Origin of the sequence: Pseudomonas sp. NPDC087817 (assembly GCF_044742875.1) — a bacterium.
GTDB lineage: Bacteria > Pseudomonadota > Gammaproteobacteria > Pseudomonadales > Pseudomonadaceae > Aquipseudomonas.
In genome coordinates this window covers 1-12484 of record NZ_JBIUVJ010000030.1, presented here as the reverse complement: position 1 = coordinate 12484, position 12484 = coordinate 1, and the positions used below count along the sequence as shown (strand labels likewise).

The 12484-nt window shown below is 58.8% G+C and carries 13 protein-coding genes and 1 pseudogene; 8 read left to right on the top strand and 6 right to left on the bottom strand.

What is annotated here, in order from left to right; translation table 11 throughout:
- Nucleotides 1–143 precede the first annotated feature (143 nt).
- The 6 genes from ACIONG_RS18650 to ACIONG_RS18625 all read left to right on the top strand — a co-directional run bounded on the left by ACIONG_RS18650 (nt 144) and on the right by ACIONG_RS18625 (nt 3295).
- Entirely contained in the window at nt 144–464 is a 321-nt protein-coding gene (locus ACIONG_RS18650; RefSeq protein WP_401301801.1) for a YbjQ family protein, read from the top strand.
- A 213-nt stretch (nt 465–677) separates the two neighbouring features.
- Nucleotides 678–866: a hypothetical protein gene (locus ACIONG_RS18645; RefSeq protein WP_401301798.1), complete on the top strand. Its 189-nt coding sequence runs from the start codon at nt 678–680 to the stop codon at nt 864–866.
- 315 nt (nt 867–1181) lie between these two features.
- Nucleotides 1182–1553 (top strand): glycine zipper domain-containing protein, encoded by a 372-nt coding sequence (locus tag ACIONG_RS18640; protein WP_103303857.1) that lies wholly within the window; start codon nt 1182–1184, stop codon nt 1551–1553.
- Nucleotides 1554–1690: 137 nt separating this feature from the next.
- Nucleotides 1691–2113 (top strand): YMGG-like glycine zipper-containing protein, encoded by a 423-nt coding sequence (locus tag ACIONG_RS18635; RefSeq protein ID WP_103303858.1) that lies wholly within the window; start codon nt 1691–1693, stop codon nt 2111–2113.
- Between the two features lie 117 nt (nt 2114–2230).
- Nucleotides 2231–2398, top strand: coding sequence for a hypothetical protein (locus tag ACIONG_RS18630; RefSeq protein ID WP_177431394.1), 168 nt, complete (start codon nt 2231–2233; stop codon nt 2396–2398).
- Nucleotides 2399–2599: 201 nt separating this feature from the next.
- Entirely contained in the window at nt 2600–3295 is a 696-nt protein-coding gene (locus ACIONG_RS18625) for an HAD-IA family hydrolase (protein ID WP_103303859.1), read from the top strand.
- A 71-nt stretch (nt 3296–3366) separates the two neighbouring features.
- Here the strand turns inward: ACIONG_RS18625 and ACIONG_RS18620 are convergent, their stop codons facing one another.
- Nucleotides 3367–4113 carry a 3-oxoacyl-ACP reductase family protein gene (locus ACIONG_RS18620; RefSeq protein WP_103303860.1) on the bottom strand — a complete coding sequence of 249 codons (747 nt, stop codon included), beginning with the start codon at nt 4111–4113 and terminating at the stop codon, nt 3367–3369.
- A gap of 126 nt (nt 4114–4239) precedes the next feature.
- Here ACIONG_RS18620 and ACIONG_RS18615 point away from each other — a divergent pair, with 126 nt between their 5' ends.
- Nucleotides 4240–5166, top strand: coding sequence for a LysR family transcriptional regulator (locus ACIONG_RS18615; protein WP_401301793.1), 927 nt, complete (start codon nt 4240–4242; stop codon nt 5164–5166).
- 119 nt (nt 5167–5285) lie between these two features.
- Here the strand turns inward: ACIONG_RS18615 and ACIONG_RS18610 are convergent, their stop codons facing one another.
- The 3 genes from ACIONG_RS18610 to ACIONG_RS18600 all read right to left on the bottom strand — a co-directional run bounded on the left by ACIONG_RS18610 (nt 5286) and on the right by ACIONG_RS18600 (nt 8926).
- Nucleotides 5286–6014, bottom strand: coding sequence for an aspartate/glutamate racemase family protein (locus ACIONG_RS18610; RefSeq protein ID WP_103303861.1), 729 nt, complete (start codon nt 6012–6014; stop codon nt 5286–5288).
- Nucleotides 6015–6068: 54 nt separating this feature from the next.
- Nucleotides 6069–7613, bottom strand: a complete 1545-nt coding sequence (locus ACIONG_RS18605) for an NCS1 family nucleobase:cation symporter-1 (protein WP_401301790.1) — start codon at nt 7611–7613, stop codon at nt 6069–6071.
- Between the two features lie 578 nt (nt 7614–8191).
- Nucleotides 8192–8926 (bottom strand): phosphoadenylyl-sulfate reductase, encoded by a 735-nt coding sequence (locus ACIONG_RS18600; protein WP_103303863.1) that lies wholly within the window; start codon nt 8924–8926, stop codon nt 8192–8194.
- Between the two features lie 163 nt (nt 8927–9089).
- On the opposite strand from ACIONG_RS18600, the gene thrH reads away from it, so the two are divergent.
- On the top strand, nt 9090–9707 hold the full coding sequence (gene thrH, locus ACIONG_RS18595) for a bifunctional phosphoserine phosphatase/homoserine phosphotransferase ThrH (RefSeq protein WP_401301785.1): 618 nt from the start codon (nt 9090–9092) through the stop codon (nt 9705–9707).
- 131 nt (nt 9708–9838) lie between these two features.
- Here the strand turns inward: thrH and pabB are convergent, their stop codons facing one another.
- Nucleotides 9839–11182, bottom strand: coding sequence for an aminodeoxychorismate synthase component I (gene pabB / locus ACIONG_RS18590; protein WP_401301782.1), 1344 nt, complete (start codon nt 11180–11182; stop codon nt 9839–9841).
- A 304-nt stretch (nt 11183–11486) separates the two neighbouring features.
- Nucleotides 11487–12377: pseudogene (locus ACIONG_RS18585) on the bottom strand (alpha-L-glutamate ligase-like protein); the annotation flags it as partial.
- Nucleotides 12378–12484 lie beyond the last annotated feature (107 nt).

The following is a 12484-nucleotide window of genomic DNA, read 5'->3' as shown; positions in this document are numbered from 1 at the left end:
TACACAAAACCCCTGATTTCGAAAGAAGTCAGGGGTTTTGTGGTTTCTGGCGTCTAGATTTTTTCGGACGCGCCGCCGAAGTCCGCCTCACCTTTGGCAGGGATTACAATTGCGCATTTATTTACCAGTAAAAGGACGATTTCATGATCATTTCCACCACTCACGCCATTGAAGGCCGTCAGATCACTGCATATCTGGACATTGTCAGCGCCGAGTCGGTGCAGGGCGTCAATGTGATCCGTGACATGTTCGCTGGCATGCGCGATTTTTTTGGTGGTCGTTCGCAGACGCTGGAACGGGCTTTGAAGGAGGCGCGGATTCAGGCGACTGAAGAAATCAAGGAGCGGGCGCTTGCCCTGCAAGCCGATGCGGTGGTCGGGTTGGACTTTGAGATCAGCATGCCTGGCGGTAAGGGTGGGATGGTTGTGGTGTTCGCAACCGGTACCGCAGTGAAGTTGCGCTGAATTTTGATCCCAAGCCATGTGAGCCCATCCAGGTCGATGGCGACAAGGTGGGGCGTATCGGAGGGGTGATTCGGTGTAGGCCATTCGTCGGGCATCAGTTCATCTGAATAACAAGTCCAGGAATGACCGGCTAGTCTCAAAAGTCTGGGAGGTCGATATTTTTTCAGGCAAAAGCGCTTTGCCGGTGTCGACCCGATTTGAAGGGGCGAAGGTATGACTGATCCGTATATCGAAGACGATGGCGCTGAATTTTCCTTCAACAACTGCGTACGGTGCGGCCAGACCGAGTACCAGTCTGGTTTTGGCGAGGACCCGGTGCAGACCGGCAAGATCAAGTCCACGGCACCGAAAGGGCCGAAGGCGAAATTTCTACCCAAGGTCGCGATCCGCGCCCGCAAATAATCCGGCTGCTAACAACCCCGTCAACGAACGGGGTTTTTTACGTGTGGCAAACGAGCTGGGAAATGTCCTACGTGGTTTTTTAGGTTTTCACAAACTTTTCACGTTCGTCAAAGTAGGGTGAAGCCATCCGTTAGAAAGCAAGTCTCCAGCCCGTCTCCCCAGCGGGCTTTTTTTTTCCTGTCATAAAACCTTTTCCAGAATCGCTGTCCAATCGGCGCCGAGTGCGCGCAGCGCTCCGATTTCGTCTGGACTTTTGCGCTCCGAAGACATTAAATCCCGGCCCTTTTTGTCATCCCAATTTTTGAGGTTTCCGTCATGCGTTTAACACTGCCTGCTTTGGTTCTGGGGCTTTTCGTTGCTCAAGGTGCGATGGCTGCTGGTGACGGCACCGCGGCGCTGGGCGGTGGTCTGGGTGGCGCGCTGGGTAACGTTGTCGGCCAGAAAATGGGCGGCAGCACCGGTGCCGCGATTGGCGCTGGCGTTGCGGGCGCAGCGGGTAGTGCGATGGCGGCGCGTAAAGGCAGTCGCACCAAAGCAGCCATCGGCGGCGGTGTCGGTGCAGCTGGCGGTTCGGTAATCGGCAACAGCCTCGGCGGCAGGACCGGCGCGACCATTGGTGCCGGCCTGGGCGGCGCGGCGGGCGGTGCGGTAGGCAGCAACCTGTCGAAAGGTCACAAGCGTCACTGATCCAAAACGCTTGTCAGAAAAAGCCCGGCTCAATGCCGGGCTTTTTCATGGCTGAACGTTTTTCCCGCCGATGTCTCCAATCTCACATAGGCCCTTGTGTGGGCGAACTGTCCCGATTCGGGAACTGTGAGGTTCATATGCGTTTGTCATTATCTGCACTGTTTTTCGGATTGCTGGTGGCTCAGGGCGCGATGGCCGCCGGTGATGGTTCGGCAGCCGTTGGTGGAGGGCTGGGTGGCGTGCTGGGCAATGTCGTCGGCGGACAACTCGGTGGTAGCACCGGTGCGGCGGTCGGCGCCGGTGTAGGTGGCGCGGCTGGCGGTGCCGTCGGGGCGAATAAACGCAATCGCACCGAGGCGGCCATTGGTGGCGGCCTCGGTGCAGCGGGCGGTTCAGTGATCGGTAACAGTCTTGGCGGCTCAACCGGATCGGCTGTCGGTGCAGGATTGGGAGGCGCGGCGGGTGGTGCGGTCGGTAACAACCTGGGCGACGATGGCGGGAAGTCTCATTCCGGTGGTGGTCACAAGCATAAGAACAAACATAAGAACCGCCATCGTTGATGGATGGTTAGACAAAAACCCGGTCGTGAGCCGGGTTTTTCGTTTTTGCCGGTAGGGGGAACGATTGGCTGTAAGGCGTTTCGAACGTCATACACACCCCGAATTGTGAGGTTTGCCATGACTCCCGAAACCGAAGGCAAGGAAGAAAAAGGCCCGAGTGGGCTGCCATTTATCAATGATCCGGGGAATGAGGATCCGGGGTCGCTGATGGATGACGCGACGGTGCCGTTGAACGATGCTGATGAGGCGGATATGGAAGACGAAGAGGATGAAGATGAGCAGTGACCGAATTCCCGATGGCTTCTAAATGCCGATGGCGTAAAGTTTGAATCTTCAGGGCCTGTGGTTGTGCAGGCCCTCATCGCCGCAGAGAACATTGCCCGTTGCTCAATGTCCGTTGCGCTCGTTATGCTGCTGAACCCTTTAATCAGATCCGAGCAGCGGCGCCAGTCGTCGCCCGGGATGTCTTTGAAAACGGATCCGATGATGAATGCACCGCTGAAGGCGTTCGGCCCGATCAAGGCCGTGATTTTCGATATGGACGGTTTGCTGCTGGACACCGAGGGCATTTACACCGAGGTCACCTCGCTGATTGCCGGGCGTTACGGGCGTACCTTCGACTGGAGCATCAAGCAGAACATCATTGGCCGTGGGGCCAACGATCTGGCGAACTATGTTGTGCAGGCGCTGGATTTGCCGATCACTGCCGAAGAGTTTCTGGTGATTCGCGAGCCGCTGATGCGCGAGCGTTTCCCTACTGCACAAGCGATGCCCGGGGCGGAGGAGCTGATTCGCCACCTCAAGGCGCACAACATTCCGATCGCCGTGGGCACCAGTTCGTCGCGGCAGTCGTTCGGCCAGAAAACCACGTTGCACCGTGACTGGTTTGCGCTGTTCGATTTCATCGTTACGGCAGACGATCCGGAAGTCGGCGCAGCCAAGCCGGCGCCGGATATTTTCCTGACCGCCGCCCGCCGTCTGGGTGTCGCGCCCGAGGATTGTCTGGTGTTCGAGGATTCGCCGTTTGGCGTCACTGCAGCGAAAGCAGCAGGCATGACCGCCATCGCTATCCCCGACGCCGCCATGGCCGATGAAAAATACGCACACGCCGACGGGATTCTTCGGTCGTTGAAAGGGTTTGTCCCGAGCGCCTGTGGCTTGCCAGCGCTGGAATGGGCCTGAACGCAGCATGAAAAAACGCCGCCCCCCCGTTTAAAGAGGGGCGGCGTTTTTCGTAAAGACGAATCAGAGGATCAGGCGCCGAAACCACCGTCAATGGTCAGGCTTGCACCGGTGATGTAACCCGCTTCCGGCCCCACCAGATAAGCGACGAAACCGGCGATTTCATCGGCTGTACCGTAGCGACCCACCGCCATCAGCGGAATAAGGCTTTCGGCGAAGTCACCGTGCGCCGGGTTCATGTCGGTGTCGACCGGGCCGGGTTGCACGTTGTTGATGGTGATGCCACGTGGGCCGAGATCCCGCGCCAGACCTTTGGTCAAACCCACCAGTGCCGATTTGCTCATTGCGTAGACACCGCCGCCGCCGAAGGGCATGCGGTCAGCATTGGTGCTGCCAATGTTGACGATGCGCGAGCCTTCGCCCATGTGTTTGGCGGCTTCCTGCGAAGCGATGAACACGCTGCGTACGTTGATCGCCAAGGTCTGATCAAAATCTTCCAGCTTGAAATCTTCCAGCGGAGCGATGGCCAGCACCCCGGCGTTGTTGACCAGAATGTCGAGGCGGCCAAAGGCTTCGACGGTGGCGCTGACCGCATGGCGAATGGCTGCGGCGTCAGCACTGTCAGCCTTGATCGCCAGGGCCTTGCCGCCGTTCGCAGTGATGCTGTTTTGCAACTCTTCAGCCTTGGCGGTTGAGCTGACGTAGGTGAAGGCAACAGCAGCGCCTTCAGCGGCCAGACGTTTGACGATGGCAGCGCCGATGCCGCGGGAACCGCCTTGAATCAGAGCGACTTTGCCGCTGAGGTGTTGAGTGGTCATGTTCGATCTCCAGATGTTTCAAGGCGGGGTGCCTTGTTGTTGGAGCCGAGTATCGGCCGCGCATCGACAACCGTGTAGACCCTGATTGCTATAGTCTGTGTAAACCAGAAGTTTATAGTGGCGATCATGGAAACCTTCAGCAGTATCGAATGCTTCGTGCGTAGCGCCGAAGTCGGCAGCTTTGCCGAGGCCGCCCGGCGCTTGAGCCTGACGCCGGCAGCCGTCGGCAAGAGCGTGGCGAAGCTTGAAGTGCGGCTCGGTGTACGGCTGTTCCAGCGTAGTACACGCAGCTTGACCCTGACCGAGGCTGGTCAGCTGTTTTTGAGTCAGGTCAGTGCCAGTCTCACGACCATCCAGAATGCCGTGGCCAATTTGGCCAGTGTCGAAGGCCTGCCAGCGGGGACATTGAAAGTCAGTATGGGCACGGTGTTCGGACGTTTGTACGTCGTGCCGTTGCTGGAAGAGTTTTTACGTCGGTTCCCGGCGATCAACCCTGACTGGCATTTTGATAACCGTCAGGTCGATTTAATTGGCCAGGGTTTCGATGCGGCGATTGGTGGCGGATTTGAACTGCCCCAAGGTGTCGTTGCACGCAAATTGGCCCCCGCGCATCGCGTGTTGGTGGCGTCTGCTGACTATCTGCAAAAGCACGCGGCGATCGCCGAGCCGGATGACCTGCAACATCACGATGGCATTCTGATTCGTTCGCCGCAAACCGGTCGAGTACGCTCTTGGCAGTTGATCAGTAGCGGCAGTCAGCTTTGTCGACCATTGACCCTCAAGTCGCGAATGACCATGAGCGATTCCGAGGCGGCGTGTGCAACGGCGGCACAAGGGTTGGGCATTGCGCTGGTGAGCATGCCGTTCGCGGTGGGGTATCTGGAGGCGGGAACATTGCAGCGGGTGTTGCCGGACTGGTTTGTCGATGACGGCAACATTTCGATCTACTACGCCGAGCACAAATTGTTGCCGGGCAAGACTCGGGCTTTTGTGGATTTTGTGATTGAACAGTTTGCGCAGCAGGGGTTGGCTCAGCGGTTCAGTGCTATCTGAGTGAGGCTTGAGACCGAGTCAACCCATTCGCGAGCAGGCTCGCTCCCACATTTGGAATGCATCTCCCCTGTGGGAGCGAGCCTGCTCGCGAATGGGGCGACCCGATTTCCGTAAATGACTCAGCGGGCAAACCGCCCCGGCCAGCCAATGATGTTTTTCGGCCGCGGCGTCGCGTACGTCCGCACCTTGGACGTCGACAACCCCAGGCGCACCAGCGATTCCGCAATGGTCACCGCGGCCGTCACCCCGTCCACTACCGGTACCCCGGTGCGCCGGCGAATCTGCTCATCCAGCCCGGCCATTCCGCCGCAACCCAGGCATATCACTTCGGCCTTGTCCTGCGTCACCGCCAACTCCGCCTGATGCACGATGGCTTCCAGTGCGCGGTGCGGCTCGTGTTCCAGCTCCAGAACCGCCAGACCACTGGCCCGCACCGAAGCGCAACGATCCCACAGACCGGACAACTTCAAACGATCCTCGATCAGCGGCACTGTGCGATCCAGCGTGGTGACCACCGAGTACGCGTGGCCAAGAAACATCGCTGTACTGGCCGCCGCATCGGTGATGTCCACCACCGGTACGTTGAGCAGCTCCTGCAAACCTTCGCGACCATGTTCGCCATAACCGGCCTGGATCACCGCATCGAACGGCTGATCGTAAGACATCACTCGATCCATCACCGCGATGGCGGCCAGATAGCTTTCGAAATTGCCTTCAATCGAATCGGCGCCGAAGTACGGCGTCAAACCGACGATTTCCGTGCCGGGTGATGCAACAGCCTGCGCCGAGCGAGCGATGGCCTGAGTGATGGATTCGGTGGTGTTGACGTTGACCACGAGAATTCGCATGGGAAGTCCTTATAGCGGGCAGTTCTGCGGCCCGAAGTCCGGGCCGCGAAGAAGTTAGTGGCAGACGTTGTCGACAGCGATGGACTCGCCATTGACGTCGGCGTAGTGCGGCTGACGTTTGGCGATGATCAGGTAGAGCATTCCGGCGATTCCCGCACCGATCAGCCAGGAAAACGGCGAAACACTGTGGAAGCCGGGAACCAGCGCCAGGACGATGGGGATCAATGCCGCAGGAATAAACGCCGCCACCGCACGGAAATTGACCCCGTGGCTGTAGTAGTAGTAATAGGCGCCGTCGGGATCTTCGCTGTAGAGCTGCGGAACGTTGATCCGACCTTTGCGGATCAGCCAGTAATCGACCATGATCACGCCGTACAACGGGCCTAGCAGGGCGCCGAGACCGGACAGGAAGTACACGATCACCAGCGGGCTGTTGTAGAGGTTCCACGGCAGGATCAGCACGGCGATGGTCGCGCTGATCAGCCCGGCACGGCGGAAGGTCAGGTATTTCGGCGCCAGATTGCTGAGGACAAACGCCGGGGCGACGAAGTTGGCCATGATGTTCACCGCCACGGTGACAATCAGGAACGCCAGGCAACCGAGGACCAGGAAGAACGTATTGGGAATCGAGGCGATGATTTCTGTAGGACTTTCGATGATCCGGCCGTTGATCTGGAATTGCGCGCCACACAGCAGAACAGTAATCGCGGCGAACACCAGAATGTTCACCGGCAAACCCCAGAAATTTCCGACCTTGATGGTTTTGCGGCACGGCGAGGAGCGGGCGAAGTCGCAGAAGTTGAGGATCAACGTTCCGTAAATCGCCAGCCACAATGCGCTGCCGGCAAAAATATTGCGCCACATCTCACCGCCGGTCAGTGGTTCGCGGATCGACCAGGCGATGGTTGCGTTGGCCTGGAAGTACATCCATGCGGCGAGAGCGGCGACGGTGAGCAAAATCACCGGGCCGGCGAACGCCTCGTAACGGCGGACCATTTCCATGCCGTAGGCGAGGATTGCCAGTTGCACGAACCAGATCGCCACGAAACACACCCAGCCCAACGTCGACAGGCCGAGGATCGAGTTGTGGTCGTATTCAGCAAAGCCCGGATGGACCGCCGTGAGCAACACCCGGAAAACCACTGACGCCAGATACGTCTGAATCCCGAACCAGGCGATGGCGATAACCGCCCGAATCAGCGCAGGAATTTGCGCGCCGTGAATACCGAAACTGATCCGGCTGATCACCGGAAACGGCACCCCGGTTTTCTGCCCCATGTAACCGGACAGGTTCATGAAAAAGTAGACCAGTGCCGCGCCTATCCCCAGCGACAGCAGAATCTGCCAACCGCCCAGCCCCAAGGCATACAAGCCGATAGCAAACGAGTAGTTGGCGATGTTGTGCACGTCATTGGTCCACAGGGCGAAAATGCTGTACTTGCCCCAGCGCCGACCTTCGGCTTTGGTCGGCGCCAGATCACTGTTGTGCAGACGGGGGCTCAGTTGCAACGGCTCGACCAGACCGTCGTACGGCAAGGGCTGATCGAGTGCGGAGGAGGGCAGATTCAGCGCGATGTTGTTGGAGAGACTTGTACGCATTCCGGCAGGCTCCTGATGGGCGGGCCGCGATGACTGTGCATGAGCCCGGGGCTCGACAAATCTTCGTCGCGGCCAGCAAACATCACTGGTTACGGGGCATCTGCAGCCTGTACGGGATAGGGCGCTTCAGGCTTGCGGATCGAAAGTGTTTAGTCATGTTTTGCAGTTTTGTATACAAAACATGTATGCACCAAAGCCAGATCTGTGCCAGTTATCGATCTATGCGCAGCCATCCTCATTTCGAAAAGTTATCTGGCAGCGCTAAGTGATTGAAAGTAGCTGGTTATAAATTGACCGATTGAACAGGTATTTATTTTTTGCGGGGGATTTTGCGGAGGTGGCAAATCGGAGGGGCGTTCAGAAGGGATGTAACTTTTCAGGGCGTGAAAACAAAAAGTGCACACATAAATGGCACCGATGGTGACATTCCTGTGTACACATTTTTTTGAGTCGCTAGAAGCCAGTGTAGGAGTGAGCCTGCTCGCGATAGGGGCGTATCAGTCGATGAATTTTTTGCCTGATACACCGCTATCGCGAGCAGGCTCACTTCTACAAGGGGAAATCATCGTGGCAGGGGGTTACGCCTTGCTGATGATATTTCCCGCATGCAGCCCGCATTCTTTCTGCGTGGCTTCTTCCCACCACCAACGGCCTTCGCGCTCGTGCTGATTGGGCAGGACAGGGCGGGTGCACGGTTCGCAGCCAATGCTGATAAAGCCGCGTTCATGCAGGCTGTTGTACGGCAGCTCAAGCATGCGGATGTAACCCCAGATCTCTTCGCTGGTCATCTGCGCCAGCGGGTTGAATTTGTACAGGGTGCGTTCAGGCGTAGAGAACGCGGTGTCGATTTCCAGCACTGCCACGGCGCTGCGCGTGCCCGGGCTCTGGTCGCGGCGCTGGCCCGTGGCCCAGGCTTTGACGCTGGACAACTTGCGTCGCAGCGGCTCGATCTTGCGGATCCCGCAGCATTCACCGTGGCCGTCCTTGTAGAAACTGAACAGGCCTTTTTCCTTCACGAACGGTTCCAGTTTCGTGTAGTCCGGCGACACCAGTTCGATGTCGATCTTGTAGTGCTCGCGCACCTGATCGATGAATCGGTAGGTTTCCGGGTGCAGGCGACCGGTGTCGAGACTGAACACCTTGACGTTCTTGTTGAGCTTCCAGGCCATGTCCACCAGCACCACATCCTCGGCGCCGCTGAAAGATATCCACAGCTCATCACCGAACTCGGCAAAGGCGAGTTTGAGGATGTCTTGCGCAGATTTGTTGGCATAGGTCGTGGCGAGTTCCACGACATCGAACGTTGCACTCATCAGGGCGGCTTCCTACAGGTCGGTGGCGCTGGGCGCTCTATATGGCGGCGATGGTAACAAAAAGCTGCGTCTGGCGGGGCGTGCTGTGCGTTGCGCGGGCGTGGGGGAGTCGCTAGAGTTCGGGCTCGCTCGACTCAATAATCAATACAAACGGGAGTGTCTTGTGGAAATTGCTTGCCTGGATCTTGAAGGGGTACTGGTACCGGAAATCTGGATCGCCTTCGCCGAAAAAACCGGAATCGAATCCCTCAAAGCCACCACCCGGGACATTCCCGATTACGACGTGCTGATGAAACAGCGTCTGCGCATCCTCGATGAACATGGCTTGAAGCTGTCGGACATTCAAGAAGTGATCGCCACCCTGAAACCGCTGGACGGCGCGGTGGAGTTCGTCAACTGGCTGCGCGAGCGCTTTCAGGTGGTGATCCTGTCGGACACCTTCTATGAGTTCTCCCAGCCGTTGATGCGTCAACTGGGCTTCCCGACGCTGCTTTGCCATCGCCTGATTACCGATGAAAGCGGGCGGGTGACCAGCTATCAGTTGCGTCAGAAAGATCCGAAACGGCAGTCGGTGCTGGCCTTCAAGAGCCTGTACTACCGGGTGATTGCGGCGGGTGATTCGTACAACGACACCACGATGCTCGGCGAGGCGGATGCGGGGATTCTGTTCCATGCGCCGGAGAATGTGATTCGCGAGTTCCCGCAGTTTCCGGCGGTGCACTCGTTTGCCGAGCTGAAGCAGGAATTCCTCAAAGCCTCAAACCGCGACCTCAGCCTGTAAGCATGGCTCCCTGATGATCGTTCCCACGCTCCGCGTGGGAATGCTTCAACGGACGCTTCGCGTTCGGCTTTGGATGGGACGCAGAGCGCCCCGGGCTGCATTCCCACGCAGAGCGTGGTAACGATCTTTACTCAGAGGTTTTGCAGGGTTTCCAGGAGGATTCTGACTTTAGTAATCGACTCCTGATACTCCGCCTGCCAGTCCGAGTCGGCGACGATCCCGCCACCGCCCCAGCAGCACACCTGCCCATCCTTGACCAACAGACTGCGAATCGCGATGGAGCTGTCCATCTCGCCGCGCACGTCCAGATACAACAACGACCCGCAATACAAACCGCGCCGGGTCGGCTCCAGTTCGTCAATGATCTGCATGGCTCGAATCTTTGGCGCGCCGGTGATCGAACCGCCGGGGAAGCTGCCGGCGATCAGATCCAGTGCATCGCGGTCATCCGCCAGTTCTCCGGTCACGCTGCTGACCAAGTGATGTACGTTCGGATAGCTTTCCAGGCTGAATAACTCCGGCACGCGCACCGAGCCAATGCGGCAGGTGCGCCCGAGGTCGTTGCGCAGCAGGTCGACGATCATCAGGTTTTCCGCGCGATCCTTCGGGCTGGCCAGCAGTTCGGCGGCGTTGGCCGCGTCTTCGGCGGGGGTCAGGCCTCGAGGGCGGGTGCCTTTGATCGGGCGGGTTTCCACTTGGCGCTGGCTGACCTTGACGAAGCGCTCCGGCGACAGGCTCAGCACCGCGCCGCCATCGGGCAGGCTCTGGAAGCCGGAAAACGGTGTCGGGCAGGCTTTGCGCAATTCGCAGTAAGCCAACCATGGGTCGCCTTGGCATGAGGCTCGGAAACGCTGGGCAAAGTTGACCTGATAGCAGTCACCGGCCTGAATGTAATGCTGAATGCGCTCGAAGGCCTGGTGGTAGTCGTCAGCCGAAAGATCGGCGGTCATCGGTTGGTTCAGCTTGAACGGCGCCAGCGATTCAACAACCGGTTGAGTGAACAGACCGATCAGCCGCTGCTTTTCACTGTCGACAATCGACGGATGAAACACCAGTTGACTGGTGCCAGCCTGGTGATCGCTGACCAATGCCCAGTCATACAACCCAAACTGGGCATCCGGCAGTTGCAGATCATCTCGTGCATGACTCGGCAGGTTTTCCAGGTGCCGACCAAAGTCATAGCTCAGATAACCGATCAATCCGCCAGCGAACGGCAGTTCATAAGTGGCAGGCAGTTGTGCCTCGCCCAAACGGTTCAGATTGTCACGCAGGCGTTGCAGGAAATGGCTGCCGCTTTCATCCCGCAACACCGCCAGTTGTTCCAGCGGCCAGGCACTGAGCAAGTCATAACGGCCACGGTCGGCACTTGGCCGGCCGCTGTCGAGCAGCACGGCGCCGGGCGCGTGGCGGATGGCCGCGAAGTAGTCGGCGGGATTGGCGCGGTAGGGCAGTGGATGTACGGAGCAGGTCAACATGGGCGGGGCAGATCGGCCATTGAGGCGGGGTGGGGATTGTAGTCCTCTCCGATCCCAGATCAAAGTCAAAAGCCTACCCCCTCACCCCAGCCCTCTCCCCCAAGGGGGACGAGGGGGAAAGGGAGCAGATCTTCATGCTTTTCAAAGCCTCGGTTCGACTCGATATTTCGGGGAGGAGAGCAGATCTGGGCTTTTCAAGTTCTGAGTTCGATTCAAGACTTTCAAGTTGGCGTAGCTCCAACATCCACCTCGGTCAGTCCCCTCGCCCTCCGGGAGAGGGTTAGGGTGAGGGGCTCTTCAACTTTTAGCCCTCGACCGCAGGAATATGCCCAAACATTTCCTGAGTAAACGCCACCCGCTCTTCAACCGACTCGGTCACCCCACGCGCCTTCAGCTCTTCCAGTCGCGCTTCAACCGCGTGGGTGCGTAAGGTCAGCCCGCAGTCATTGGCGATCTGGATATTCAGCCCCGGCCGCGCATTCAGCTCCAGAATCAGCGGGCCTTTTTCCTGATCGAGGACCATGTCCACACCGATATACCCCAACCCACACAGCTCATAGCAGCCGGCAGCGAGTTTCATGAAACCGTCCCAATAGGGCAGTTGCACGCCGTCCACCGCGTTGGTGGTGTCCGGGTGTTTGGTGATGATGTTGTTAAGCCAGGTGCCGCGCAGGGTCAAACCGGTCGCCAGATCAACACCGACACCAATGGCACCCTGGTGCAGGTTGGCCTTGCCGCCGGACTGGCGGGTCGGCAAGCGCAACATCGCCATCACCGGGTAACCCATGAGCACGATGATGCGGATGTCCGGCACGCCTTCGTAGCTGATGCTCTTGAAGATCTGATCCGGGGTCACGCGGTATTCGATCAGCGCCCGATCACGGTGGCCGCCCAGCGAATACAGGCCAGTGAGGATGCTCGAGATGTGGTGCTCAAGTTCTTCGTGGGCAATGATCTTGCCCGACACCGTGCGATAGCGACCCTCGAAACGGTCGGCGACGACGATGATGCCGTCACCGCCGGCGCCTTGCGCCGGTTTGATCACGAAGTCGCTGCGCCCGCCGATGATCTCGCCGAGCTTGTCGATTTCCTTCTCGGTGGAAATCACGCCATACAGCTCCGGCACGTGAATGCCGGCCTTGATCGCGCGTTCCTTGGTGATGATCTTGTCATCGACGATGGGGGTGATGGTGGGCGTGTTTTTGTTTTTGACCGAGTGGGGGGGGGGGGGGGGGGGGGGGGGGGGGGGGGGGGGGGGGGGGGGGGGGGGAGGGGGGGGGGGGGGGGACGGGGGGGGGTGGA

Excerpts from the sequence above, each read along its gene's own strand:
- ACIONG_RS18650 (WP_401301801.1), top strand. The coding sequence starts at position 144 with ATGATCATTTCCACCACTCACGCCATTGAAGGCCGTCAGATCACTGCA.
- ACIONG_RS18645 (WP_401301798.1), top strand. The coding sequence starts at position 678 with ATGACTGATCCGTATATCGAAGACGATGGCGCTGAATTTTCCTTCAAC.
- ACIONG_RS18640 (WP_103303857.1), top strand. The coding sequence starts at position 1,182 with ATGCGTTTAACACTGCCTGCTTTGGTTCTGGGGCTTTTCGTTGCTCAA.
- ACIONG_RS18635 (WP_103303858.1), top strand. The coding sequence starts at position 1,691 with ATGCGTTTGTCATTATCTGCACTGTTTTTCGGATTGCTGGTGGCTCAG.
- ACIONG_RS18630 (WP_177431394.1), top strand. The coding sequence starts at position 2,231 with ATGACTCCCGAAACCGAAGGCAAGGAAGAAAAAGGCCCGAGTGGGCTG.
- ACIONG_RS18625 (WP_103303859.1), top strand. The coding sequence starts at position 2,600 with ATGAATGCACCGCTGAAGGCGTTCGGCCCGATCAAGGCCGTGATTTTC.
- ACIONG_RS18620 (WP_103303860.1), bottom strand. The coding sequence starts at position 4,113 with ATGACCACTCAACACCTCAGCGGCAAAGTCGCTCTGATTCAAGGCGGT.
- ACIONG_RS18615 (WP_401301793.1), top strand. The coding sequence starts at position 4,240 with ATGGAAACCTTCAGCAGTATCGAATGCTTCGTGCGTAGCGCCGAAGTC.
- ACIONG_RS18610 (WP_103303861.1), bottom strand. The coding sequence starts at position 6,014 with ATGCGAATTCTCGTGGTCAACGTCAACACCACCGAATCCATCACTCAG.
- ACIONG_RS18605 (WP_401301790.1), bottom strand. The coding sequence starts at position 7,613 with ATGCGTACAAGTCTCTCCAACAACATCGCGCTGAATCTGCCCTCCTCC.
- ACIONG_RS18600 (WP_103303863.1), bottom strand. The coding sequence starts at position 8,926 with ATGAGTGCAACGTTCGATGTCGTGGAACTCGCCACGACCTATGCCAAC.
- pabB (WP_401301782.1), bottom strand. The coding sequence starts at position 11,182 with ATGTTGACCTGCTCCGTACATCCACTGCCCTACCGCGCCAATCCCGCC.